Annotated in this window: 24 protein-coding genes and 1 other RNA gene; 7 read left to right on the top strand and 18 right to left on the bottom strand. The window is 45.6% G+C overall.

Features of this window, described 5'->3' with window-relative positions:
• Positions 1-20: 20 nt before the first annotated feature.
• The 9 genes from murD to rsmI all read right to left on the bottom strand — a co-directional run bounded on the left by murD (position 21) and on the right by rsmI (position 10321).
• A complete protein-coding gene (gene murD / locus QUF19_RS02290; protein ID WP_286295565.1) occupies positions 21-1337 on the bottom strand; it encodes a UDP-N-acetylmuramoyl-L-alanine--D-glutamate ligase in 1317 nt (438 codons plus the stop codon).
• Between the two features lie 58 nt (positions 1338-1395).
• Complete coding sequence (mraY, locus tag QUF19_RS02285) at positions 1396-2478, bottom strand: phospho-N-acetylmuramoyl-pentapeptide-transferase (protein WP_286295564.1); 1083 nt, start codon at positions 2476-2478, stop codon at positions 1396-1398.
• Positions 2475-3854, bottom strand: a complete 1380-nt coding sequence (locus QUF19_RS02280; RefSeq protein ID WP_286295563.1) for a UDP-N-acetylmuramoyl-tripeptide--D-alanyl-D-alanine ligase — start codon at positions 3852-3854, stop codon at positions 2475-2477. Before QUF19_RS02280 ends, mraY begins: the two co-directional genes overlap by 4 nt.
• Positions 3854-5338, bottom strand: coding sequence for a UDP-N-acetylmuramoyl-L-alanyl-D-glutamate--2,6-diaminopimelate ligase (gene murE / locus QUF19_RS02275; protein WP_286295562.1), 1485 nt, complete (start codon positions 5336-5338; stop codon positions 3854-3856). Before murE ends, QUF19_RS02280 begins: the two co-directional genes overlap by 1 nt.
• Positions 5339-5356: 18 nt before the next feature.
• A complete protein-coding gene (locus tag QUF19_RS02270) occupies positions 5357-7114 on the bottom strand; it encodes a penicillin-binding transpeptidase domain-containing protein (protein ID WP_102434662.1) in 1758 nt (585 codons plus the stop codon).
• Entirely contained in the window at positions 7111-7428 is a 318-nt protein-coding gene (gene ftsL / locus QUF19_RS02265) for a cell division protein FtsL (protein ID WP_017056040.1), read from the bottom strand. The genes QUF19_RS02270 and ftsL overlap by 4 nt, the downstream gene beginning before the upstream one ends.
• A 3-nt stretch (positions 7429-7431) precedes the next feature.
• On the bottom strand, positions 7432-8382 hold the full coding sequence (gene rsmH, locus QUF19_RS02260; protein WP_017084764.1) for a 16S rRNA (cytosine(1402)-N(4))-methyltransferase RsmH: 951 nt from the start codon (positions 8380-8382) through the stop codon (positions 7432-7434).
• Between the two features lie 228 nt (positions 8383-8610).
• Positions 8611-9050: RNase P RNA component class A (gene rnpB, locus QUF19_RS02255), an RNA gene on the bottom strand.
• A 404-nt stretch (positions 9051-9454) separates the two neighbouring features.
• Positions 9455-10321 carry a 16S rRNA (cytidine(1402)-2'-O)-methyltransferase gene (gene rsmI, locus QUF19_RS02250; RefSeq protein WP_017106823.1) on the bottom strand — a complete coding sequence of 289 codons (867 nt, stop codon included), beginning with the start codon at positions 10319-10321 and terminating at the stop codon, positions 9455-9457.
• Between the two features lie 61 nt (positions 10322-10382).
• On the opposite strand from rsmI, the gene QUF19_RS02245 reads away from it, so the two are divergent.
• Genes QUF19_RS02245 through QUF19_RS02230 form a run of 4 tightly spaced genes read left to right on the top strand, consistent with a single transcriptional unit; the run spans position 10383 to position 13800 of the window.
• The gene (locus QUF19_RS02245; RefSeq protein WP_286295561.1) at positions 10383-12200 is read left to right on the top strand and encodes a penicillin-binding protein activator; all 1818 of its coding nucleotides are present in this window, start codon (positions 10383-10385) and stop codon (positions 12198-12200) included.
• Complete coding sequence (locus tag QUF19_RS02240) at positions 12187-12585, top strand: YraN family protein (protein ID WP_286295560.1); 399 nt, start codon at positions 12187-12189, stop codon at positions 12583-12585. Before QUF19_RS02245 ends, QUF19_RS02240 begins: the two co-directional genes overlap by 14 nt.
• Positions 12586-12587: 2 nt before the next feature.
• Complete coding sequence (locus QUF19_RS02235; RefSeq protein ID WP_004729817.1) at positions 12588-13178, top strand: phosphoheptose isomerase; 591 nt, start codon at positions 12588-12590, stop codon at positions 13176-13178.
• A gap of 16 nt (positions 13179-13194) precedes the next feature.
• Positions 13195-13800: a BON domain-containing protein gene (locus QUF19_RS02230; protein ID WP_286295559.1), complete on the top strand. Its 606-nt coding sequence runs from the start codon at positions 13195-13197 to the stop codon at positions 13798-13800.
• A gap of 160 nt (positions 13801-13960) precedes the next feature.
• Here the strand turns inward: QUF19_RS02230 and sspB are convergent, their stop codons facing one another.
• From sspB to zapE, 8 genes are all read right to left on the bottom strand, one after another.
• Positions 13961-14440 (bottom strand): ClpXP protease specificity-enhancing factor, encoded by a 480-nt coding sequence (sspB, locus tag QUF19_RS02225; protein ID WP_102434658.1) that lies wholly within the window; start codon positions 14438-14440, stop codon positions 13961-13963.
• 21 nt (positions 14441-14461) lie between these two features.
• Entirely contained in the window at positions 14462-15097 is a 636-nt protein-coding gene (gene sspA / locus QUF19_RS02220) for a stringent starvation protein SspA (protein WP_009848943.1), read from the bottom strand.
• 97 nt (positions 15098-15194) lie between these two features.
• Positions 15195-15932 (bottom strand): cytochrome c1, encoded by a 738-nt coding sequence (locus tag QUF19_RS02215; protein WP_192889941.1) that lies wholly within the window; start codon positions 15930-15932, stop codon positions 15195-15197.
• Entirely contained in the window at positions 15929-17194 is a 1266-nt protein-coding gene (locus tag QUF19_RS02210; RefSeq protein ID WP_009848941.1) for a cytochrome b, read from the bottom strand. The genes QUF19_RS02215 and QUF19_RS02210 overlap by 4 nt, the downstream gene beginning before the upstream one ends.
• Positions 17194-17784 (bottom strand): ubiquinol-cytochrome c reductase iron-sulfur subunit, encoded by a 591-nt coding sequence (gene petA / locus QUF19_RS02205; RefSeq protein WP_010434692.1) that lies wholly within the window; start codon positions 17782-17784, stop codon positions 17194-17196. The genes QUF19_RS02210 and petA overlap by 1 nt, the downstream gene beginning before the upstream one ends.
• Positions 17785-18115: 331 nt before the next feature.
• Positions 18116-18508, bottom strand: a complete 393-nt coding sequence (rpsI, locus tag QUF19_RS02200; RefSeq protein ID WP_004740758.1) for a 30S ribosomal protein S9 — start codon at positions 18506-18508, stop codon at positions 18116-18118.
• A 15-nt stretch (positions 18509-18523) separates the two neighbouring features.
• Positions 18524-18952 carry a 50S ribosomal protein L13 gene (gene rplM / locus QUF19_RS02195; protein ID WP_010434689.1) on the bottom strand — a complete coding sequence of 143 codons (429 nt, stop codon included), beginning with the start codon at positions 18950-18952 and terminating at the stop codon, positions 18524-18526.
• A 247-nt stretch (positions 18953-19199) separates the two neighbouring features.
• A complete protein-coding gene (zapE, locus tag QUF19_RS02190) occupies positions 19200-20303 on the bottom strand; it encodes a cell division protein ZapE (RefSeq protein WP_102327057.1) in 1104 nt (367 codons plus the stop codon).
• A gap of 219 nt (positions 20304-20522) precedes the next feature.
• On the opposite strand from zapE, the gene zapG reads away from it, so the two are divergent.
• The 3 genes from zapG (at position 20523) to degS (ending at position 23682) form a co-directional block, all read left to right on the top strand.
• A complete protein-coding gene (gene zapG / locus QUF19_RS02185; protein ID WP_017106830.1) occupies positions 20523-20978 on the top strand; it encodes a Z-ring associated protein ZapG in 456 nt (151 codons plus the stop codon).
• A 125-nt stretch (positions 20979-21103) separates the two neighbouring features.
• Entirely contained in the window at positions 21104-22459 is a 1356-nt protein-coding gene (locus tag QUF19_RS02180; protein ID WP_286298806.1) for a Do family serine endopeptidase, read from the top strand.
• A 158-nt stretch (positions 22460-22617) separates the two neighbouring features.
• Positions 22618-23682 carry an outer membrane-stress sensor serine endopeptidase DegS gene (gene degS / locus QUF19_RS02175; RefSeq protein ID WP_065113165.1) on the top strand — a complete coding sequence of 355 codons (1065 nt, stop codon included), beginning with the start codon at positions 22618-22620 and terminating at the stop codon, positions 23680-23682.
• Between the two features lie 115 nt (positions 23683-23797).
• On the opposite strand, the gene parC is transcribed toward degS, so the two are convergent.
• The gene (gene parC, locus QUF19_RS02170; protein ID WP_065105598.1) at positions 23798-26056 is read right to left on the bottom strand and encodes a DNA topoisomerase IV subunit A; all 2259 of its coding nucleotides are present in this window, start codon (positions 26054-26056) and stop codon (positions 23798-23800) included.
• Positions 26057-26059 lie beyond the last annotated feature (3 nt).

Here is a 26059-nt window from a genome sequence, read left to right as displayed (position 1 = left end):
AATGTTAGTCCTTCAACACGTTAGGCATACTCATGGGCAAGTTCAGTGAACGCATCACCTCTCGCCATGAAGTTATTAAATTGATCGAAGCTTGCACACGCAGGAGACAGCATCACCATGTCACCCGACGCCAGTTGTGCAGAGATGCTCTCGATGATGTCACGCATGGTATCAAACGTCTTCGCCGATGGATGTAATGGCATGAATTGCGCAGCATCTTCACCGAAGCAACACAACTGAACACGGTCTAGTTGCGCCAACACGGGTTTAAGCTCGCTAAAGTCAGCGCCTTTGCCCACACCTCCGACTAAGAGATACAAAGTACCTTGGTACTCTAACCCCGACAGAGCCGCTAATGTACTGGCTACGTTGGTCGCTTTCGAGTCGTTAACCCATTTGATTTCGCGTCTGTCAGCCACTACTTGGCAACGATGCGTTAAACCGTTGTAGGCTTTCAGAGCTTCAAGGCTTTTGCTGTAATCAATACCAACTTGCTTCAACAGTGCTAAAGAGACTAACGCATTCGCCACATTGTGACGTCCAACCAATGTTAAATCTTGAGTAGCAAGTACTGGCTTACCGTTATCCACTAGCCATTCGGTACCATCGACTATTGATACACCAAACTCTTGGTCATCGAGTCCAAATGTCACCAATGACATCGTGTGGTCAGGATAAGTCTCTTTGTCTTCTCGGTTTACAATCGCGTACTGAGCATTATTAAAAATTCTTAATTTAGCGTCACGGTAATCGGCCATGCCTTGATAGCGATCCATATGATCTTCTGACAGGTTCAAAAAGGCCGCAGCTGCAAGACTTAAACTGGATGTTGTCTCTAGCTGAAAGCTTGAAAGCTCAAGAACATACAAGTCGGCATCAAGCTCAAGAAGGTCTAAGGCTGGAATACCGATGTTGCCACCAACGCCAACGTTAAGACCGGCGGCCTTAGCAAGCACACCCGTTAGATCGGTCACCGTACTTTTACCATTGGAACCTGTTATTGCCACGACGGGTTTGTCTACCGCCCAGCCAAACAGTTCAATATCGCCAACAACCGGAGTTCCCGCTTGAATAACATCTTGTATTTCAGGGGTCGCTAAGGCGATACCCGGGTTAGCAACCACTAAATCAGCTTTCGCTAACCATTGGCTATTCCAACTTCCAGAATGCAGCTCTACCGATTCAGGCAAAGATTCTCGGCCTGGTGGTAGTTCTCGAGTATCAATCACCTTCACATGAGTCTGAGGTTGATATTTTACGAGATGTTTAACGACAGAGAGCCCGGTAATACCGAGCCCCACAACCACTACATTTTGAATATTTTGCCAACGTTCCATTTAAACAAGATGCTCTTAATAGTTTTAAAGAGCCTCTCATCAAGAGGCTCATACAGGATTAACGAACTTTCAGTGTCGCTAGACCAACCAAGACTAATACCATTGAGATGATCCAAAAGCGCACGATTACACGCGGCTCTGGCCAACCTTTCAGTTCGTAGTGGTGATGAATCGGTGCCATGCGGAAAATACGCTGACCACGCAATTTGTAAGAGCCCACCTGCAGAATAACTGACAAGGTCTCCATTACAAACACACCGCCCATGATAACCAGTACCAATTCTTGGCGAACCAAAACAGCAATCACACCTAATGCACCACCAAGCGCTAGTGAGCCAACATCGCCCATGAAGACTTGTGCTGGGTAGGTGTTAAACCATAGGAAACCAAGACCCGCACCCACGATAGCGGTACAAACCACAACCAGCTCAGAGGTGTATGGAATGTATGGAATGTGAAGGTATGCCGCGAAGTTAACGTTACCTGTTGCCCAAGCAATCACAGCAAAACCAGCCGCCACCATAACCGTTGGCATAATGGCCAAGCCGTCTAGGCCGTCCGTTAGGTTTACCGCATTACTGGTACCCACAATAACAAAATAAGTCAGTACGATGTACAATAAACCTAGCTGTGGCATCACATCTTTAAAGAAAGGAACCACCAACTGAGTTGCCGCAGTATCGTGTCCGTGAGCATATAGAGCAAACGCCACAACCAATGCGATCGCGGATTGCCAGAAGTACTTCCAGCGAGCAATCAGACCATCAGTGTTCTTACGAACCACTTTACGGTAGTCATCAACAAAGCCAACGGCGCCGTAGCCAGCAAGCACGGCCAATACTGCCCAAACGTAAGGGTTGGAAAGATCAGCCCACACCAATACCGTAATAATGATAGCAGCAAGGATCATCACACCGCCCATGGTTGGCGTACCACGTTTGCTGAAGTGAGATTCAGGGCCGTCATTACGAACAACTTGGCCAATTTGTAGCATTTGCAGACGCTCAATTAAACGAGGTCCCATCCACAGCGACAGACATAAAGCCGTCAAAATACTCGCGATGGCTCGAAACGATAGGTATTCGAACAAACGGAAAAAAGAAAAGTATGGCTGTAGTAGCTCTGCAAGCCAAATTATCATGAAAAGTTCTCCTTTAAAGCAGCGGCTATTTTACTCATTCCTGCACTGTTTGCGCCTTTCACCAACAAGGTGTGTGACACGTTATTCGGCAAGCATAAGTGCTGCTCTATGTGTGCGATCATCGCTTGATGCGTTGCGAAGTGAGTACCATTACAGACCTCACTAATCACCTTGGTATCATCACCGTAAGTGAGTACATGCTCAAAAGCGAATGGGGCAGCATATTCACCGACTTGACGGTGAAGTGCAAGACTTTCGTCGCCTAATTCAGCCATATTGCCTAAAATCAACCAACGTTGACCTTTAAAGCTCGACAGCAGTTTCGCTGCCGCCTTCATTGCAGGCACACTAGCGTTATAACTGTCATCTATCAGCTTGATATTCTGACTTAATTGTTGAACCTCAACTCGCCCTTTGACCGAGATAAGATTCGCTAAACCACTTTTTATTTCATCAAGCGTTGCACCAAATTGAATGCTCAACGCTGCCGCCGCCAACGCGTTCGCCACGTTATGCTGACCAATAATACCAAGTTCAACAGCTGTAGCACCTAGTGGTGTTTGCATATCAAAGCAAGCTTCGCCTTGGTCGTTGATTTCGATATTATCAGCAAAATAATCGGCTTCATGGTTACTTTCAGAAAATGTCAGTACCGTTTTATCCGCGAGTACTTCATTCCAAAAATCACCACCGTTGCTCTCTAAATTAACAATAGCAGTATCACCGGCAGCAAGCCCCTGAAAGATTTCACCTTTCGCTTGTTTTACGCCATCAATAGAACCAAAGCCTTCTAAGTGAGCCACCGCCACATTATTCACCAAGGCAACCTGTGGTTTCACGAGCTGCGTGGTGTAGGCGATTTCACCAATATGGTTGGCGCCTAATTCGATCACCGCATAGTCATCGCTTGGTTCACTGCGCAGCAAAGTCAAAGGCACACCAATATCATTATTGAAGTTACCAGCCGTAAACAGCACCTTGCCACGCTGTTGTAGAATACTTGCCACCATCTCTTTGACGGTCGTTTTGCCACAGCTGCCTGTAATCGCCATGGTCGGAACATTACATTGCTTATGGATCCAAGCACTTAGCTGACCTAAAGCAAGTTTAGTGTCTTCAACAACAACTTGAGTAATATTTAGGTCAAGTTTTCGTTCGACTAACAACGCGCTCGCGTTTGCTGCAACCGCTTGGTGGCAAAAGTCATGCGCATCGAAACGCTCACCGACGATAGCAACAAACAGCGCACCATCTTCGACTGTACGCGTGTCGGTAGAAACGGCGTTGATCACTGTATTGTGATTACTGGTTTCTGAATGCTCAATCAGCTCGCCATTAACAGCAAAACAAATCTGCTCGAGTGATACATCAATCATTATGAAATACCTAAAAGTTGTAGCGCAGACTCTCGGTCTGAATAATGTACCGTTTTGTCTTTCAATACTTGATAATCCTCATGGCCTTTACCTGCCAAAAGAATAATGTCATTGCTGCCAGCCTGCTCTAGAGCAAACTTAACCGCTTGGTAGCGATCGTGCTCGACAAATGCAGATTCAGGTTTACTTAGGCCAGCCAGCATATCTTTAACAATCAAAGCAGGATCTTCGCTGCGAGGGTTGTCATCTGAAATAATGCTTTTATCGGCGAACTGCTCGGCGGTCGCTGCCATCATTGGGCGCTTACCTGTATCGCGATCACCACCACAACCGAAGATTGCCCACAATTGTCCAGAGCAATGCACGCGTAGTGCAGCCAATGCTTTCTCTAACGCATCGGGCGTATGAGCGTAATCGACAACGACTTTTGCTTTGTTCGGAACTTGGAAAAGCTCCATTCGGCCAATGACAGGTTGAAGCTGAGGCGCAGTGTCGATCAAGATTTGCTTGTCGATACCCAACGAAAGCAAGGTCGCAAAAGCAACCAATACATTTGATGCGTTGAACTGACCAATCAGTGGAACAGAAAGCTTCCCTTGTCCCCAACTTCCATCGAAAGACAACTGAATACCGGTTTCTGCATAAGCGACATCAGATGCCCATACCGATTGTTGATAGCCCGTTAGCGGTGACAGTGAAACTGCAATGGCATTGGATAAATCTGACATCCAAGCTTTACCCACTTCGTCATCCACATTAATCACTGCATGCTTGCATTTGTGTTGAGTAAACAGGCTCTTCTTAGCCAATGCGTACTCTTCCATCGTGCCATGATAATCAAGATGATCACGACTCAAGTTAGTAAAGACACCAACCTCAAAGTCCAAAGCCTTTACTCGACCTTGCACCAAACCATGAGAAGAGATTTCCATTGCGGTATACACCGCTTTTTCTGCAGCTAACTCACTCAGTGTGCGCTGTATCTCGATGGCACTGCCAGTGGTATTAGCCGCGGTTTTTAGATTGTCTAAGAAGCCATTGCCCGTTGTACCCATAACCGCAGAACGTTGGCCGACGAGATCAAGCCATTGAGCAATCAATTGGGTGATGGTGGTTTTGCCATTGGTGCCCGTGACACCAATCAATTTGGTCGCTTGAGAAGAATAAACACGGCCAGCTAATTCAGAGAGTGTTGAGTTTAAGTCTGAAACATAAACCACAGGAACCGAGTTTAGCCACTCAACCAAGCCATGAGCTTTGTCATCGCTAGCTTGTGCAATGACAGCTTTCGCGCCTTGAGAAACGGCTTTATCGATAAACCGACGGCCGTCGACAGCATGTCCAATTACGGCAACAAAAATATCACCTTCCTTGATGGCTCGGCTATCCAACTCCAACTGCTCAACAGCAATCGACTCCAACTCAGGAGAACCAAAGTCTCCCCAAGGAGAAAGTAAAGATGACAGCGTGAGGCTATTACTCATATTGAATCCTGATTAGCTCTATTCTTGAAACTTGTTTTCATCAGCAGGGACATTGAGTATTTGCAGTGCACCCTTCATGATTTCAGAAAAAACGGGGGCTGCGACTGAACCGCCATAGTAAAGGTCACCTTGAGGCTCATTGACCACAACAACCAGCGCCACCCTTGGGTCACTGACTGGAGCAAAGCCTGCGGTCACCGCGATGTATTCATCACTGTAGCCGCCCGCTTCAGCCTTACGAGAGGTACCCGTTTTTGCTGCAACTCGATAACCAGGCACTGCGGCTCTGGTTGCCGTACCGCCTTTTTGAGTAACCCCTTCTAGCATATTCAGAACCAGTTCAGCGTTCTCGCGCTTGATGATTTGCTTAGAAAAATCTTGGTCATTACTTTTAATAATATGAATCGGTTCATACATGCCTTTGTTGGCTAGCGTTGCATAAGCATGTGCCAACTGCATCGGTGTAACCGACAAGCCATAACCGAATGCTAAGGTCGCAATTTCAAACTTTGACCAACGACGGCGATTCGGGAAAATACCGCTCGTTTCACCAACCAAATTAAGCCCAGACATCTCGCCTAGACCAACTGAACTGTACATACCAAGCAAAGCTTCAAGTGGCATATTAAGTGCCAATTTCGCTACGCCGATGTTACTCGACTTCTTGAGGATCAGCGCTAAGTCAGCCTTACCGACTTTAGAAGAATCTCGTACGCGACTACCACCGATCTGCATAATGCCATTGCCCGTATCAATAACGATATCTGGGTCTGCAGTGCCGTTCTCTAGCGCTGCTAAAACCACAAAAGGTTTCACGGTAGAACCCGGTTCCATTGCATCGGTCAGAACGCGGTTACGCATCTTAAAACTTTGTAAATCAGCACGATTATTCGGATTATAAGAAGGGGCATTAACCATAGCTAACACGGCACCCGTTTTTACATCGAGTAATACAGCTGAGCCTGAAGTCGCCTTGTGATCCGCCACAGCCTGCTTGATCGCGCGATAAGCAATCGCCTGAAGTCGTTGATCGATCGTTAGCTCTAGTGGTTTGCCTTCTTCACGCTCTTCTAAAGCAATGTTTTCAACAACACGTCCATAGCGATCTTTACGAATCGTCCGCTTACCCGCTTCGCCCGTGAGCCATTTGTCGTAGCTGCGTTCAACGCCTTCCAAACCGTGCCCGTCAATGCCAGTCACACCGATAAGGTGTGCACTGACTTCGCCTGCGGGGTAGTAACGTCGAGATTCCGCTTTCAAGCCAACACCTACGAGCTTAAGCTCGCGGATATACTTAGCCATTGCAGGGCTAACTTGTCTTTGCAGGTAAATAAATCGACGGGATTTGTTGCTAGAGATCTTATCAATCATCGATTGTCGTTCTAGGCCAAGTACATCGGCTAATGCATACCAACGATCAATTTGGGCCATACCGTTTTTATCGAAAATGGTTTTCGGGTCGGCCCATACCGCTTCAACTGGAACACTCACAGCAAGCGGCTCGCCATTGCGGTCTGAGATAATGCCGCGGGCGGAAGGAATTGCCTTAACACGTACCGAGCGAAGGTCGCCCTGACGAATTAAGTTATCTGGTTCAATGATTTGGATGTAAGCCACACGTCCTACGAGTGCAGCAAAGGCAAGAAACACGAAAGCAATCACGACGTTGAAACGCCATTTAATAAGAACTGGATCCGAATCCTTTTCGCTCTTCACTCGCTCTTTCGTTGATTTATTAACGGTTTTCGCGGGTGCTTTTTCCTTTTTACCGGTCATTTCAGTGTGATCACTACTTCTTTGTCAGAGTCTGGACGTTTCATGTCTAGCTCTCGTTTTGCCGATGCTTGAACGCGGCTATGTTCAGCCAGAGCCGTCTCTTCAAGCATTAAATTTCGCCACTCATCATCAAGCTGTTCTCGCTCCACTAATGCCGTGTCTTTTTGCGTAATAGCCTGACGTGACATATGTGTCGTAAGAACGACCCCCATCGCACTCGCGAAGATACAGATAAGAAGCACCAACGGGACTTTGCCCACGGAGATCAAATCAAAAAATATTATCTTCGCTAAGTTCGGTTTGGAGGTCTTCATTGATTATAGCTTTTCTGCGATTCGTAGTACTGAACTGCGCGAACGAGTGTTCTCATCCACTTCATCTTTAGAAGGCTTGATCGCTTTACCAATTGGTTTTAGATCGGCACTGCCTAAAGCTTTAATCTGATCTTCTGTTAGCGGTAAACCGTGAGGCACTTGTGGCCCTTGGCTCTCTTTACGAATAAAGCGCTTCACCATACGGTCTTCAAGAGAGTGGAAACTGATAACAGAGATACGACCTTGAGGAGCAAGAATGCTTGCTGCGCCTTTCAGTGCGGTATCGATCTCTTCAAGTTCACTGTTGATGTAGATACGAAACGCTTGGAATGCACGTGTCGCTGGGTGCTTTTTCTCTTTAAAGCTCTTTGGAGCAACATCTGAAATAAGCTTAGCCAGTTGACCAGTACGCGTTAACGGTTCGTTCTCTTCGTTCTCTTGATAAGCAATGATGCCTTTCGCGATACGACGAGCGTGTTTGTCTTCACCGAACTCACGAATAACCCAAGTGATATCATCAAGATCCGCTTCAACTAACCACTGAGAAACAGGAATACCCGTTGTTGGATCCATACGCATGTCCAACGGGCCATCTTTCATGAAGCTAAAGCCACGTTCAGCATCATCTAACTGTGGTGAAGAAACACCTAAATCCAGTAAAACACCATCCACTTGACCGACTAAGTCATAACGTTCTGCATATTCAGCCATACCCGAGAATGGGCCATGGATAATTGTAAAACGGGGATCATCAATCTTCTGAGCTTCAGCAATCGCTTGTGGATCGCGGTCGATACTAAAGAGTCGTCCATTCTCGCCCAGTTTAGACAGGATTGTACGGCTGTGACCACCACGGCCAAAAGTACCATCGATGTAGGTACCGTCAGGTTTGATCGCAAGTCCGTCAATAGATTCGTTAAGCAATACTGAAATATGTTTGAATGCTTCTGTCATAGTCTTCTCAGTGAGTGGATTGAGCCGTTAGTTAGGCAATAATTTGTTCTATTAACGTTTTAGTGTACTGATTTCACGCCGTATCTCCACCATATTGTGTATAGGCTTTGGGAATTTTTGACCCAAGCTTATATCAGGGTGAAGGATTCTAAGGAAATCTAAATAATTTACGTCAATATAAAGCAAAAAACCCATCACTACTGTTAAGTAATGATGGGTTCTTTATATAGGTGGAGTTGACACATACGCCGGGTTCTGTTCCGCTTGCGCGGCGGTAACCATTCGTCTAGGCCTGCAATCGCTCACAGGCTCAAGCAATCTACCCGCCCCCATACGCGAGCAGCGCAATGCGAGGGCCTATTTGATCTTGCTCCGGGTGGAGTTTACCTTGCTACGAACTGTTGCCAGCCGCACGGTGCGCTCTTACCGCACCCTTTCAGCCTTACCTGTGCCTCTTCCGAAGAAATGAGGCCATCGGCGGTCTTCTCTCTGCTGCACTTGTCGTGGGCTCGCGCCCCCCAGACGTTATCTGGCACCCTGCTCTATGGAGCCCGGACGTTCCTCCCCTCTACCAGTCTCCCGAAGGACTTCAACGTCAGTTTCCCGAAGGACCTCAACGTCAGTCTCCCGAAGGACATCAGCAAAGCAGCGATTACCCGTTCAACTCCGAGGGCGGATTGTATAGAGATTAATGTGCAGTGTCTAGCGAGATCACAAATATGCTGCAAACCGATTGTTAACTGATGGGAAATTGAACAAAAGCAGCTGAAGAGCAGATACGCGTAGCGAGATGAGAGATACGAAAAGAGTTAAAAGCGGATGCGAATAACGAGATGAGAGATTCGAAAAGAATTAAAAGCGGATGCGAGTAACGAGATGAGAGGTTCGAACAGAATTAAAAGTGGATATGAGTAACGAGATGAGAGATTCGAAAAGAATTAAATGCAGATGTGATTGACGAGATGAGAGTTGCGAATGCATTTAAGAGCGAGTGGCAGGTTAGCAATACAGATAAAGGAGAACAGCTTAGTTACTCATTTATCTGTATCTGAACTAAATCACTAAAGAAGCATTAGTTGTCTAGGTGTTCTAGACCCCACTTATAGAGTGCATTCTTCTTAAGGTTGTAGATCTCTGCCGTCATTGCCGCTGCTTTTTTAAGGGGCAACTCTTTGGTTAGAATACCCAGCGTACGAGTCGCTTCGTCTGGCAGCTCTGTGCTCGCTTCTTCACGGTGACCATGAATCAGCAACACCATCTCACCGCGCTTGCGGTTCGAGTCTTCTTCAATCCACTCAATAAGCTCACCGAGTGGCAACCCTTGAATGGTTTCGAATGTTTTAGTCAGCTCACGCGCCAACACAACCTCACGGTCAGGGCCTAAGATCTCAAGCATGTCTTGTAGAGAATCAGTAATACGGTGCGGAGATTCGTAGAAGATACACGTGCGTTCTGCTTTTGCGATCTCTAAGAACTTATCTTTACGACCTTTGCTCTTTGGCGGTAAGAAGCCTTCAAAACTGAAACGATCAGACGGTAAACCAGACGCACTGAGTGCGGTAATCACAGCACAAGCACCAGGAAGTGGCACAACTCTCACACCCGCTTGACGACATTGTGATACAAGATGGTAACCTGGGTCACTGATTAAAGGAGTACCCGCATCAGAGACTAATGCGATAGACTGACCTTCTAATAACCTTTCGACTAGAACTTGCGCTTTAGTTTGTTCATTATGATCATGTAAAGCGAACGTTCTGGTGGATATATTGAAGTGAGCAAGCAGCTTACCCGTGTGGCGTGTGTCTTCGGCTGCAATAACATCGACACTTGATAAAATTTCAATTGCTCTTTGAGTGATATCTCCCAAATTTCCGATTGGGGTTGGCACAATATAGAGAGTTGGGCTCTCTGTGAGCAAGGTTTTGTTATCTGTCATTTGTTTACCATCACTTCAACGATTAATATAGATACAAATTGATACGGAATTTAAAGAACTCATGGCAACGATGAACCATAAGAGACTCAGTGTACCACGCTTACTCACTCCAATTGCATTAGCAATTACGTTGGCGGCTTGTTCTTCAGGCCCTCAAGCACCAACGCGTGTTGATATTACACTAGATCCAGCGCAATCAACTGAAAGTTACATGATGCAAGCGGATAGCAGCAAAGGAAGCCTGCAAAACGATTGGCTAATCATGGCACTTAAAGCCTCTGTGCAAGCTGGGAAAACCGATCAAGCTACTTTGCTTATCAAACGCATAGCAAAGCAAGAGCTTAGTGAAGTGCAACAAGCAGAGTGGCAACTGGCTCGTGCGCAGTTATTAGTGAATAACTCGCAACCAGACCAAGCCTATAGCCAACTTAATTTCCAGCCGTGGTGGAAACTGCCTAACGAGCAATGGAAAGATTATCACGAGCTACGCGCGAATATTTCAGAGATGAAGAAAGAGTATTTCGAAGCGAGCCGTGAGTTAGTGCTTTATTCAGAGTACCTAGATGCTGATGAAGAAATCCAGCAGCAAACGGCCGACCGTATTTGGCAGAATCTGAATAGCTATTCTCAATATGAGATTCTAGAGCTTAAAACTTCTCCTACCGAAGACGTTTTAGCGGGCTGGTTACAGCTGTCTATTTACATGAAGACGCTCAACTCTAATCTTCCTGACCTGCAGAAAACACTGTCTGATTGGTTAGCAGAGAACCCTCGCCACCCAGCAGCGCTTTATACGCCTCAAGCGATCACCGATATATTAGCGTTAGAAATCAGCAAGCCAACCAGCACCGCGCTATTACTGCCTTTAACAGGTAAGTACGGCAAGCAAGCGCAACTCGTTCGTGACGGTTTTATCTTTGCAATGATGAATGACAAAGAGCGCGAAGAAGATGCAACCCTGACGGTTATGGATACCAACGTACAAAGTGCCGCTGAAATTAAAGCAACACTGGAAGAAAACAACGTTGATTTCATTGTTGGTCCGCTGATTAAGAGCAACATCACCAAGCTTCAACAAGCGCAGAAAAATCACGAGAACTCGATTCCTGCGTTAGCTTTGAACATTCCAACGCAGTTAGAATCTGATACTAATATCTGCTATCTCGCTCTATCGCCAGAACAAGAAGTCGCTCAAGCAGCGAAACATCTTTTTGCTCAAGGTTATAAGTACCCGCTTATCCTAGCGCCAAAAGGACGCTTAGGTGACCGAGTTGAGCAAGCCTTTAAGGCAGAGTGGAAAAAGTACAGCAACAACGAAGTCGCGATTACTATGTTCTCTGACAAGCGCCAACTTCAGCGCAATGTGAATCAGGTATTCGGACTACAAGAAAGCCAGCAGCGTATCGCTCAAATGGATGGCCTCCTTAATCTGGACCTAGAAACTGAGCCACGCAGTCGTCGTGATATCGACTCGGTCTACATTGTGGCGAAGAACTCAGAGCTCACGTTAATTAAGCCTTTCATTGAAGTGGCAATTAACCCAGATGCTGACCAACCAGCCTTGTTCTCAAACTCACGCAGCAACAGCGGCGATAAGCAGTACGAAGACCTAACAGGTGTGTTCTACAGCGACATCCCACTATTGGTTGAGAGCAAGAACGAGCTCAACAAAGAGCTAAACGACCTATGGCCTTCAAACTCAAACGGCCAAAAACGTCTGCAAGCGTTGGGAATGGATGCTTATTACCTAATGGATGCACTTCCACAGATGAAAGCCGTTCAAGGCTACAGTATTCCAGGTGAAACCGGTGTGCTAACTATCGACAACAATTGCATCGTACAACGTGAAATCAGTTGGGCAGAGCATGGGGCTTTTTAGCCGTAAGTTTCTCTCCAAACCAACAATCACCCACAAACAAGTGGGTGATAAATACGAAGCCGTGGCAAAGTCCTACCTAATTCGCCACGGTTTATCGCTAATTGAAGAAAACTTCATAGCAAAGTGTGGCGAAATTGATCTTATAATGCGTCATAACAATACGGTTGTGTTTACTGAGGTAAAATACCGCAAGCAAACACGCTACGGACATGCCGCTGAAATGGTGACAGCAAAGAAGTCGCACAAGCTGCTTAAAACAGCCAATGTCTGGCTTATGCAGCAAGGCCTGTCAGTACACTCTACAGACTTCCGATTTGATATCGTTGCCATCGAAGGCCCAAATGACGATATCAACTGGATTCAAAACGCGATTACCCAAGGATAAACATGCTAGACAGCATTAAAGAAAGTTTTACAGAAAGTATTCAGATCCAGATTGCTGCTGCCGAAGCACTGCCTGACGCCATTACGCATGCTGCACAAGCAATGGTTGCAACCCTGCTCAACGGAAACAAAATTCTTTGTTGTGGTAATGGTGGTTCTGCGTCTAATGCTCAACAGTTTGTATCATGCTTATTAAACCGATTTGAAACAGAACGCCCTAGCCTGCCAGCAATGGCGCTAACGGCAGACAATACGACGTTGACGGCCGTTGCTAACGATTACCACTATGAAGAGATCTTCTCTAAGCAGGTGCGCGCATTTGGTCAAACCGGTGATATTTTACTGGCTATCTCAACCAGCGGTAACAGCAAGAACATCATCAAAGCGATGGAAGCGGCGGTAACTCGTGATATGACTATCATCGCCTTTACCGGTAAAGACGGCGGTGAAATGGCTGGTTTGCTTGGCGAACACGATGTAGAAATTCGTATCCCTTCACACCGTACAGCACGCATTCACGAAGTTCACATGGTGACACTGCACTGCCTATGTGACCTAATCGACCAAGTACTCTTCCCTGCTCACGAAGAGTGATAGACGGAGCATCACAATGAAATCATTAACCTCTATGAGGCTGTTTAAGCTGATTAGTGTTTCGCTACTTACACTTTCCCTGTCTGGTTGTGCTGGCATTTTCATTGCTGGTGCTGCAACCACAGCGAACTTAGTCACTGATACACGAACCACCAAAGAGATTTGGAACGACAACAATATCGAATTTGAAGTCGCGGCCATCACCAACAAACAACCATATCGTGGCAACGTTCGTATCACTGCGAGCTCTTACCGAGGTTCGGTTGTATTGATGGGGCAAGCGACCACTGACTCAGAACGTCGCGCGTTTGAAAGCCAAGCCAAAGAAGTGGCAGGCGTAGAAAGCATCCATAATCAGGTGCGAGTAAAAGAGCCATTGACCATCAGTGCCATTAGTAACGACAGCTGGATCACCACTAAGGTGAAATCAGCCCTTCTTGCAAACGCAGATCTCAACGGCATTAAGGTTAAAGTCATCACTGAAGATTCAGAGGTGTTTTTACTTGGGTTAGTATCTCGAGAGCATGCTGATATCGCGACAGAAGTTGCCCGTAATGTTTCAGGCGTAAAGCAGGTGATTCGAGCGTTCGAATATGGTGAAGAAGATACTTCGGTAAACTAACCTTCGCTAAGTCCACTTAAACGGACTTAACTGGCTTAGCTGCTGGTTAGCTGGTAAAGCCTAACGAAATGAATCAAACGAATAAAAACCAGAAAGCACAAAAAGAAAAAGCAGCGATAAATCGCTGCTTTTTTGTATTTGGAGTTATTTAAAAATAACGCTATTTGATAACACGAAGGCTTGGTCGACCTTTTGCTGGACGAGGTGGCTCAGGATCTGAGTCAGGCTCTTCCGCATCAACGTCTGCCGTTGCTACACTCAAAGATGGGCCTTTTTCTGGTTCTTCAAAAGGACTTTCTTCAATCCCTTCTTCAAACGCTTCCATGTATGCCTCTTCAGGTTCAAACATGGTACCAGCACCATTCTCACGAGCATAAATCGCTTGTACTGCATATAGAGGAACGATCACAGAGTGTGGACGTCCGCTAAAGCGAGCACTGAACGTAACAGCTTCGTTACTCAGTTCAAGTTGCCCAACCGCACGAGGCGCGATGTTCAGAATGATCTGACCATCTTGAACAAACTCTTCTGGAACTCTCACACCTGGTAATGTTGCTTCAACAACAAGGTGGGGAGTTAATTCGTTATCAACCAACCAATCATAGAATGCGCGAAGCATGTATGGTCGGCGTGGTGTCATATTAGAAATATCCATAAACGCTTAGCGAACGAGTCGCATCTCACGCTCAGCTTCTGTTAGAGAAGCTAGGAATGAATCACGTTCAAATACGCGGTTCATGTAAATCTTAAGCTCTTTAGAACCAGGACCAATCAGTTCGATGCCAAGCTCAGGTAAACGCCATAGTAGCGGAGCAAGGTAGCAATCAATTAGGCTAAACTCTTCGCTCATGAAGTATTCATACTCAGCGAAGATAGGAGCAAGAGTCAGTAGGTCGTTGCGCAGTTTAACGCGAGCAGCTTCTGATTCTTCAGCGTTGCCTTTAACGATCTTCTCTGCAACTGAATACCAGTTGCGCTCAATGCGGTACATCATTAGACGGCTATTACCACGTGCAACCGGGTATACAGGCATCAATGGTGGATGAGGGAAACGCTCATCTAGATATTCCATGATGATCTTTGAGTCATATAGAGCAAGCTCACGATCAACAAGGGTAGGTACTGATTTGTACGGGTTCAGTTCAACAAGCTCTGCTGGTAGATTTTTTTCATCTACTAACTCAACTTCAACACTTACGCCTTTTTCAGCAAGAACAATGCGCACCTGATGGCTATACATATCAGAAGCACTTGAGAAAAGAGTCATTACAGAACGTTTATTGGCAGCTACAGCCATGGAGCCCTCCAGTACACTTTAAATAAAAACAATGGAGGCCTAAAGCCTCCATTGAACATTAACATAATTTGGGAATTAGCACGGTATTATAGCACAATTAGTGCACATCACGCCAATACTCTTTCTTCAGTAAAATCACAACGATAGTGAAGATTACCAAGAAGGCCATTACCCACCAACCCATAGCGTGGCGTTCAAGTTGTACTGGGTCACCCGAGTAAACTAGGAAGTTAACAAGATCGCGAACCGCATTGTCATACTCACCAGTGCTTAGTTCACCAGAACCGTCCGTTTCAGTACCAACAACAACCTTTACTTCCTCACCATCTACCATGTGAGTATCGTAGATTGGCGTTGGGATACCTTGTAGCTCTTCAAGAACATGCGGCATACCAACACTTGGGAAAACAATGTTGTTCACACCAAATGGACGAGACGGATCTTCATAGAAAGTACGAAGGTACGTGTATAGCCAATCTGCGCCACGAACACGAGCAACCAATGTTAAGTCTGGTGGTGGAGCACCAAACCAGCTAGCTGCTTGGTCAGAAGGCATAGCGTTAACCATCAAGCTACCAATTTTCACTTCAGGATCGAAGATTAGGTTTTCCTTCATTAGGTCTAAAGGAATCTCTAAATCATTCGCAACACGTTCATAGCGTTGGTACTGCGTTGAGTGACAAGCAAAACAGTAGTTCATGAACATCTTAGCGCCATTTTGCAATGAAGCTTTGTCTGTTAAATCATTGTTTGCTTTGTCTAATGGTACGCCTGCACCCGCTGCCATCGCTAGAGACGGCAACATAGCAAATAAAATTACAATCCACTTTTTCATTTGAATGTCACCCTTTCTGGTAATGGTTTCGTCGCTTCATTTTTACTGTAGAACCACAGCAGAACGAAGAACATGAAATAACCTAAGCTAAAGATTTGAGCCAGTAATGTGTATGTTGGCGTTGCTGGAAGCGCACCAAGGACACCAAGCGCAATAAAGCTTATTGTGAATTGGATGATGTTAATCAAATGCAGTTTGCTACGGTAACGGTAAGAACGCACTTTACAACGGTCGAACCATGGCAGTAGGAATAGCACAACAATAGAAGCACCCATTGCAACCACACCCAGTAGCTTATCTGGAACAGCACGTAGTACCGCGTAGAACGGCGTGAAGTACCAAACTGGAGCGATGTGTTCAGGTGTTTTCAGTGGGTTTGCAGCTTCAAAGTTAGGCGGCTCAAGGAAGTACCCACCCATCTCTGGGTTAAAGAACAGCACGTAACAGAACAAGAATAAGAAACCAGCAACACCTACCATATCTTTCACCGTCCCGTATGGGTGGAAAGGAATAGAGTCGATGATGTCGTATTTCTTAGTGTAATCCTTGTGGAATGGGAACTGAGTCTTGTAGTCGTCGCCCATAGTACCTTTAGGAAGCTTAGTCTCGATACCGTCAGGGTTATTCGAACCAACTTCGTGCAGCGCTAGTACATGAAGTACGATAAGCAGCAACAGTACGATTGGTAGAGCGATAACGTGCAGTGCGAAGAAACGGTTCAGCGTTGCACCTGAAATGATGTAGTCACCACGGATCCAAAGCGTTAGGTCATCACCAATAACTGGAATTGCACCAAACAGAGATATGATTACCTGAGCACCCCAGTAAGACATTTGACCCCATGGTAGTAAGTAACCCATGAAAGCTTCAGCCATAAGCACTAAGAAGATCAACATACCGAAGATCCAAAGTAGCTCACGAGGTTTTTGGTAAGAACCGTAGATTAGACCACGGAACATATGCAAGTAGATAACCACGAAGAACGCAGAAGCGCCAGTCGAGTGCATGTAACGCAGTAACCAACCGTATTCCACATCACGCATGATGTATTCAACAGAAGCAAACGCACCTTCACCAGACGGCACGTAGTTCATTGTTAACCAGATACCCGTAAGGATTTGGTTAACCAGGACCAACATTGCCAAAGAACCGAAAAGGTACCAAAAGTTAAAGTTCTTAGGCATTGGGTATTCAGATAAGTGCTTTTTGTAAGCATTCATCGCGGGTAGACGTTTTTCTACCCAATCAAGCAATCCTTGCATTATGCGTCTCCCTCGTCGACACCGATCATGATCTTCGTGTCACTCAAATACATATGCTTTGGTACAACAAGGTTCAATGGAGCCGGTACGCCTTGGAATACTCGACCTGCCATATCAAACTTTGAACCATGACAAGGACAGAAGAAACCAGACTTAACGCCCTGAACCTGTTCTGCGAAAGAATCTGGCAGGTAAGTTGGAGAACAACCTAAGTGTGTGCAGAAACCAACAGCAACGAAGAATTCCGGCTTAATCGAACGGAACTCGTTCTGTGCGTATTCAGGTTGTTGTTCAGCTTCAGATTGAGGGTCACGAAGTTGACCACCGATCGCTTTTAGGTTCTCTAGTACCGATTCAGCTCGGCGTACAACCCATACAGGCTTACCTTGCCACTCGACACGAACCATTTGTCCCGGTTCTAACTTACTGACTTCCACTTCCACCGGCGCGCCTGCAGCTTTCGCCTTAGCACTCGGATTCCATGATTTAATAAAAGGCACGGCTACAGCAGCTGCTCCTAAACCACCAACAACGGCTGTTGTTGCGGTTAAGAAACGCCTGCGACCGTTATTTAAAGGCGCGTTGCTCATCCAAACATTCTCCCATTTGCTCCTTATGGATTGAAATAATTCCGAATAAAGAGCATGGCTAACAAAATATGTATTTAGTTCTATTTATTGACGGCAAATGATAAATAAAACCCTACTTTTTGACAAGATAAAGCTACCTTTTTGTAACAATCATGAGGCAAAGCGCACATTGGGTTACAAAAGCTTTCAAAATATAAGAATTTGGGAATAAAACGAGGGGGGAAAAGCGTTTAGCGGGGGCCAGAAAGACAAAAAGCCCGGCATATAGCCGAGCTTTGAACCACAATTCCAGTAATAAAACTGGTCGCGTGTATTTTTCGGTAAGGAAAAATTAACGCTTAGAGAATTGAGGTTTACGACGTGCTTTACGTAGACCAACTTTCTTACGTTCAACGCAACGAGCGTCACGCGTAACATAGCCAGCTGCACGTAGAGCAGGACGTAGAGTTTCATCGTATTCCATAAGAGCACGAGTGATACCGTGGCGGATTGCGCCAGCTTGACCTGAAATACCACCACCAGAAACAGTGATGTAAAGGTCAAGTTTCTCAGTTAGTTCAACTAGCTCAAGAGGTTGCTTAACAACCATACGAGAAGTTGGACGACCGAAGTAAACATCAAGGCTACGCTTGTTGATTACGATCTCACCAGAGCCTGGTTTGATGAAAACACGAGCTGCTGAGCTTTTGCGACGACCAGTGCCGTAGTATTGATTCTCTGCCATTGTCTTAATCCCCAATTAGATGTCTAGTACTTGTGGTTGTTGAGCAACATGGTTGTGCTCAGTACCAGCGTATACTTTAAGCTTACGGTACATCGCGCGGCCTAGAGGACCACGTGGAAGCATACCTTTAACTGCTAGTTCAAGAACCATTTCTGGTTTCTTAGCAATTAGCTTTTCAAAAGTGATAGTCTTAAGACCACCTGGGAACTCAGAGTGACGGTAGTAAACCTTACCCTTAGCTTTGTTACCAGTCACAGCAACTTTCTCAGCGTTAACAACGATGATGTAATCACCAGTGTCTACGTGAGGAGTGTATTCTGCTTTGTGCTTGCCGCGTAGGCGAGAAGCGATTTCACTTGCTAGACGGCCAAGAGTTTTGCCTTCAGCGTCTACAACATACCAGTCGCGTTTTACAGTTTCTGGTTTAGCAACGAAAGTTTTCATGCTAATAATTACCTATTTAAAAAATTTACACTTAAGGAATACTCGCGTATTCCCACTGTCTAAGAGTTACCATTCATCACCCCTTCGAGTGTTGGAAAACTCTTGGCATAACGTGATTTTACTCATCGCTAGAGGCCCGCAGTAACGGTAGGTCGCAGGATTATAGAGAAGAGCGAAGAAAAAATCACCTCTTTTTGAACAAAATCACGATTTTTTTAATTCTCTTTCGTATTCGAGATAATAAGAGCTAAATTAAGTGTTCTTTTGCCAAATATTCATGGCTCTGCATTTCAATTAAACGCGACTGACAACGTTTAAACTCAAACTCTAGCTGACCATTGGTGTACAATTTTTCCAACTCAACTTCCGCTGAAATTATTAATTTCACATGGCGCTCATAAAACTCATCGACTAACGCAATAAAGCGCCTCGCCGCATCGTCTGACGTCGCTCCCATCTGTAAAACATCCGCTAATAAAACCGTGTGGTAAACCTTAGACAGTTCGATGTAATCATTCTGACTACGAGCTGACTGACAAAGTTGTGCAAAAGTACCATGTAATACACCATCACTCGCTTCAATGACATCCAATTGGCGATGGTTAACTTCGATCTGCTTGAGCTTCTCTTTATCTTCACCGACCAACTGCGCGTAGTATTTCTCTAGATTGATATTGGCTTGGTTATCTAATGGGTAATGATAGATCTCAGCTTGCTCTAAGGTTCTCAGTCGGTAATCAATACCGCTGTCTACATTAAGGATGTGGCAGTTTTCTTGAATCAGCTTAATCGCAGGTAAAAAGCGTGCGCGCTGTAAGCCATTACGATACAGATCTGCAGGTGGGATATTAGAAGTAGCCACCAAGATAACGTTACGCGCAAATAGCTCTTGGAACAAAGTCCCTAAGATCATGGCATCGGTAATGTCTGAAACAAAGAATTCATCAAAACAGATAATATCCGCTTCTTCTTTCAACTTATCTGCGACTAAAGGCAACGGGTCACTCACATTACCGAGCGCTTTCAACTCATCATGAACTCGATACATAAAGCGGTGAAAGTGAACTCGCATTTTTTTAGTGGTCGGTAAGGCTTCGTAAAACGTATCCATTAGATAAGTTTTGCCACGCCCTACACCACCCCAAAAATAGAGGCCTTTGGGAGGCGTTGGCAACTCGGGCTTTTTACCTAGCAATTTCTGGAATCGCGTAAGTTGAGGAACTGGGGTATTCATGTAATCTTGGAATTGATGAAAGAGTTCATCTAAAGATTTAACTGCTTGCTCTTGTGCTGGATCTCTTTGAAATCCATGTTCTTTTATATCTTGTTCGTATTTTTTAACGGGATTCATGACGACATTTCCACAATGAAAGCGATATCAGACAGCGAAGAAAAAGGTGCCCAAACAGCACGAGAGATGGTTTGATGCGATGAATAAAGCAACACTAAACTGCTATCTAGCGCACACGCATTTCTCTTTATACTGCGGCTTTCTCATAGTACCATGGAGCCGTATCACGTGTAACTAAGCAGTAACAAACATGTTAAAAAACAATAATAAGGAGCTGTTATGCCTTGGATGTATGCCGTTGCCGGTTTACTAGTCGGAGTTATCTTAGGGGTCGCTATTTCTCGTCTCATGACGCCTGAATACAAAAAACAAAAGAACGTACAAAAAGAATTAGACAGTGCAAAGTTTGCCCTTGAACAGCAACGACAAGAACTTGCTGACCACTTTGCTAAATCAGCAGAAATGTTAGATACCTTAGGTAAGGACTACACAAAGCTTTATCAACACATGGAAAAAACGAGCTCAGAGCTGATTCCTAATCTGCCAGAGCAAGACAACCCGTTTGTCAAAACAGCCGCTGCCCATTCGGATAAGACGCAAGACAAGCCTTCAACTAAAGAGGCGACTCTTGAGGAGCAACCAAAAGATTACGCTAATGGTGCAACCGGTTTATTTAAAGAACAGAAGAAAGAAATCATTGATGCTCCTGATGTAGTCACAGCAAAAGCATCGTAAACATTTAACACTTCTTGAACTTTACAAAGGTTTTTGAGTCATAACTTTCACTCAGGTCATTTGAAACTTCTCATACTTATTAAACGTATAAGAGGGATAAGGCCTTAACTAGAGAGGAGTTTATGATGAAAAAACCTTTGCTTGCTTTATCAGTACTGACTTTAAGCTTAAGTTCAATCATCACCCCTATTCAAGCAACCGCCGCACTGCCATTAAGTGTGGGTAATGAACAATTACCGAGCCTAGCACCTATGCTTGAACAAGTGACCCCCGCTGTGGTTAGTATTGCCGTTGAAGGCAAACAGGTACAACGTCAGCAAATCCCTGAACAATTCCAATTCTTTTTCGGCCCAGAGCAGACACGAGAGCGCCCATTCCGTGGGTTAGGTTCTGGTGTCATCATTGATGCTAAAAAAGGCCATATCGTCACCAACTATCACGTTATAAATGGCGCCGACGATATCAAAGTAAAACTTCATGATGGTCGAGAGTACGATGCCGAGCTGATCGGTGGCGACCAGATGTCTGATATCGCATTGCTCAAATTAGAGAAAGCCAAAAACCTTACCCAGATAAAAGTCGCAGATTCAGACAAGCTAAGAGTCGGCGATTTCAGTGTCGCTATCGGCAATCCATTTGGGCTTGGCCAAACCGTGACATCCGGTATTGTTTCAGCGTTAGGCCGTAGCGGTCTAAATCTAGAGAACTTCGAGAACTTCATTCAAACCGATGCCGCAATTAACAGTGGTAACTCTGGAGGTGCATTAGTGAATCTTAATGGTGAACTGATTGGTATCAACACGGCTATCCTAGGCCCTAACGGAGGCAATGTCGGCATCGGCTTTGCAATTCCATCCAATATGATGACAAACCTGACAGAACAGATCCTCGATTTCGGTGAAGTAAAACGCGGCATGCTGGGTGTGCAAGGTGGAGAAGTCACCTCGGAATTAGCTGAAGCACTCGGTTATGAATCAAGCAAAGGGGCTTTTGTTAGTCAAATTGTCCCTGATAGCGCAGCAGACAAAGCGGGACTTAAAGCCGGAGACATTATTGTCTCTATTAATGGCAAACGCATTGATACCTTCAGTGAGCTCAGAGCGAAAGTGGCCACACTAGGCGCAGGCAAACAGATCGAGCTCGGTGTTATCCGCGATGGAAAAAGCAAAAACTTTGATGTAACCCTTGGCGAATCAACCAATAGCAAGACACAAGCTGAAAAGCTTCATGAAGGGCTTGCAGGCGCGGAACTGACCAACACCAACGAGAGCGACTCAGCGACTGGTGTGAAAGTCTCAAGCGTAGCTCAAGGCTCACCAGCAGAAGCCTATCAACTTCTCAAAGATGACATCATCATTGGAGTAAACCGCCAGCCGGTCAAAAACCTTGCACAATTTAGAGAGATTTTAGAGAAGCAACCCGGTGTATTGGCGCTCAACATCCAACGAGGCGACCGAACCATCTACCTTGTGATTCGATAACTATTCGTCACAATGTTCAAAGGGAAGCGAAGTAAGTTTGATTGAAACTTACTCAGCTTCCCTTTTCTTTAAATGAATCAAAATGCTATGCTTCACTCGTAATCAAGTCGTCCATCCATCGGTGGAGGCTTCACACCTTACTTGTTGAAGAGGGAAACATGCTGTCCTTTCTATTTCGTTCTATTTCCCTTGGACTCGTTTCAGCGGCGCTTATTCTTCTCGCATTTCCGAGCTTACGACCGGCGATTGTTGCTGACGTCACGAGCCCTAAAGTCGATAATATCGGCTCTCTTCAGATTTCATTTAACCAAGCTGTACGCCGCGCGGCACCCGCTGTGGTCAATATCTATAGCCGTAAATACGCAGAAAGCGATCGCAACAAACTGCTGACTCAAGGTTTGGGTTCAGGGGTGATTGTCAGCGAAAAAGGCTACATCATTACCAACTTCCACGTGGTGGCTCAGGCTGACCAAATTGTGGTTGCCTTACAAGATGGTCGCGTTGCCGCCGCACAGTTAGTTGGTTCTGACAAACGCACCGATATTGCGATACTTCGAGTCAGCGGTGACAACTTACCGGTAATTCCACTGAACCAAGATTACACAGCCAACGTGGGCGATGTGGTACTGGCTATCGGCAACCCATACAACCTAGGTCAAACGACGACCTTTGGTATTATCTCCGCAACCGGTCGCTCTTCAATCAGTGCCGATGGACATCAAGCCTTTATCCAAACCGATGCGGCAATCAATGAAGGTAATTCTGGTGGCGCTCTTGTTAACTCACAAGGCGAGCTAGTCGGAATCAATACCGCCTCTTTCCAGCAAGCAACCGATATGGAAACCTACGGCATTTCGTTTGCTATCCCCTACCCACTTGCCAATAAGATCATGCAAAAAATCATCGCGGATGGGCGTGTCATTCGTGGTTACATCGGTATTGATGGGCAAGATATAAACTCAGTGACATCGCGCCTATTAGGCAACAAGAACATTGGTGGCATCGTGGTACTGGGTATTGACCCGAACGGTCCAGCAGCCGATGCAGGCTTTGAAGCACAAGATATTATTGTTAGCATCAATAACACCCAAGTTAATGGCCGCCAAAGCGTCATGGACATTGTTACCGACCTAAGACCAGGTACAGTGATCGATGTGGGTATTTTACGCCAAGGTAAAAACGAAACTCTGAAAGTGACGATTGCCGAAGATACTCGCTTGTAGTTAAGCATCACAGACTAGCTAGCTAAACAGCTAAAATACAGACACAAAAAACCCAGCTCTCAGGCTGGGTTTTCTTTTATCTAATCATCTTATCTAATCAAGATAGCAAACGTCTCTATGATTCGCTTGGGTCTTCGATATCGATACGAGTCACGCGTTGCAAACCTCTCGGTAGTAAACCACCACGACGACCACGTTCACCTCGGAAGTTCTCAAGGTCTGATGGTTTCAAACCAAGTTTACGTTTACCCGCATAGATAGTCAGCGTCGCATTCTCAGGGATAGCCATCAAGTGTGACACAAACTCTTCACGCTCTTTCGCTTTCGCAGAAGGGATGTTGATGATCTTGTTGCCCTTACCTTTGCTAAGCTGTGGCAAGTCTTTAATTGGGAACAACAACATACGACCTTGGTTAGTAATCGCCAAAATCTGGTTGCTTTCAAGGTCAGCAATTGGGCTTGGCAGCATCACTTCTGAAGATTGTGGCAAGTTAACCAACGCTTTACCGCTCTTGTTCTTCGACAGTAGATCACTGCCCTTACAAACAAAACCGTATCCAGCATCAGAACCGACTAACCATAGCTGTTCATTCTCTCCCATCACCACTTGGCGAATCGAAGTACCCGGACTGACGTTCAGGCGGCCTGTAATTGGCTCACCTTGGCTTCGAGCCGACGGTAATGAATGAGACTCAAGAGAGTAGCTTCGGCCATCACTGCCGAGGAACACCGCTTGTTGGTTACTCTTACCCTTAGCGCTCGCTAAGAATTTATCACCTGATTTGTAGTTCAAGCCTTCAGCGTCAACCTCATGCCCTTTAGCATGACGAATCCAACCTTTCTCAGACAGCACAACCGTAATTGGTTCGCTTGGTACTAAGTCACGTTCTGTTAGCGCTTTCGCTTCAGCACGCTCAATCAATGGTGAACGACGGTCATCGCCGTATTTATCAGCATCTGCTTGGATTTCTTTCTTGATCAGCGTATTCAAGCGACGCTCTGAACCTAGTAGCTTTTCAAGCTTCTCTCGTTCAGCTTCAAGCTCTTCTTGCTCAGCTCGGATTTTAAATTCTTCTAACTTAGCTAAGTTACGAAGTTTAATATCAAGAATCGCATTGGCTTGAATTTCAGAAATGTTGAAACGGTTCATCAGGACAGGACATGGTTCGTCTTCTGTTCGAATGATCTCAATCACTTCATCGATGTTTAGGTAAGCAGCAAGTAAGCCTTCTAAGATGTGCAAACGAGCCAGTACTTTATCTAAACGGTACTGTAAACGACGACGAACGGTCGTACGACGGAACTCAATCCACTCTTTCAGAATCTGAACTAAGCCTTTCACTTGAGGACGATTGTCTAAGCCAATCATGTTCAAGTTAACGCGGAAGTTTTTCTCAAGATCTGTCGAAGCGAATAGGTGACTCATCAGTTGATCACAATCGATACGGTTCGAGCGAGGAACCACGACGATACGCGTTGGGTTCTCGTGATCAGATTCATCACGCAAATCGTCAACCATTGGCAGCTTTTTAGCACGCATTTGGTTCGCGATTTGCTCAAGTAACTTCGCACCAGACACTTGATGAGGAAGAGCGGTGATAACAATATCAGAGCCTTCTTTGTGCCATACCGCGCGCATCTTGATGCTACCACGACCTGTACGATAGATCTTTTCGATGTCCGACTTCGGCGAAATAATCTCAGCCTCTGTCGGGTAATCTGGGCCTTGAATGAAACCCATCACATCTGGAAGTTCAGCTTTCGGCGTATCAATCAAATGAATCGCTGCGTTCGCCACTTCACGAACATTGTGAGGCGGGATGTCGGTCGCCATACCAACCGCAATGCCGGTAATGCCATTAAGCAAGATATGAGGAAGGCGTGCTGGTAACATCTGAGGCTCTTTCATTGTGCCATCAAAGTTAGGTTGCCAATCAACGGTTCCCTGACCTAATTCACCAAGCAGAACTTCAGCAAACTTAGACAGCTTTGCTTCAGTATAACGCATCGCCGCGAACGATTTCGGATCATCCGGAGCACCCCAGTTACCTTGACCATCCACCAATGGGTAGCGGTAAGAGAATGGTTGCGCCATCAGTACCATAGCTTCGTAACAAGCAGAATCACCGTGTGGGTGATACTTACCTAGAACGTCACCAACCGTACGCGCTGATTTTTTATATTTTGATGCCGCCGATAAGCCTAATTCAGACATCGCATAGATAATACGACGCTGTACTGGCTTCAAGCCATCACCGATATAAGGCAATGCACGATCCATGATCACGTACATTGAGTAATTTAAATAGGCATCTTCGGTGAACTTGCGCATCGGCAATTGTTCAACGCCATCGTATGTAATTTCGTTAGACATCCA

Origin of the sequence: Vibrio sp. FE10 (genome assembly GCF_030297155.1) — a bacterium.
Lineage (GTDB): Bacteria > Pseudomonadota > Gammaproteobacteria > Enterobacterales > Vibrionaceae > Vibrio > Vibrio apostichopi.
This window is presented reverse-complemented; position numbering and strand designations above follow the sequence as displayed.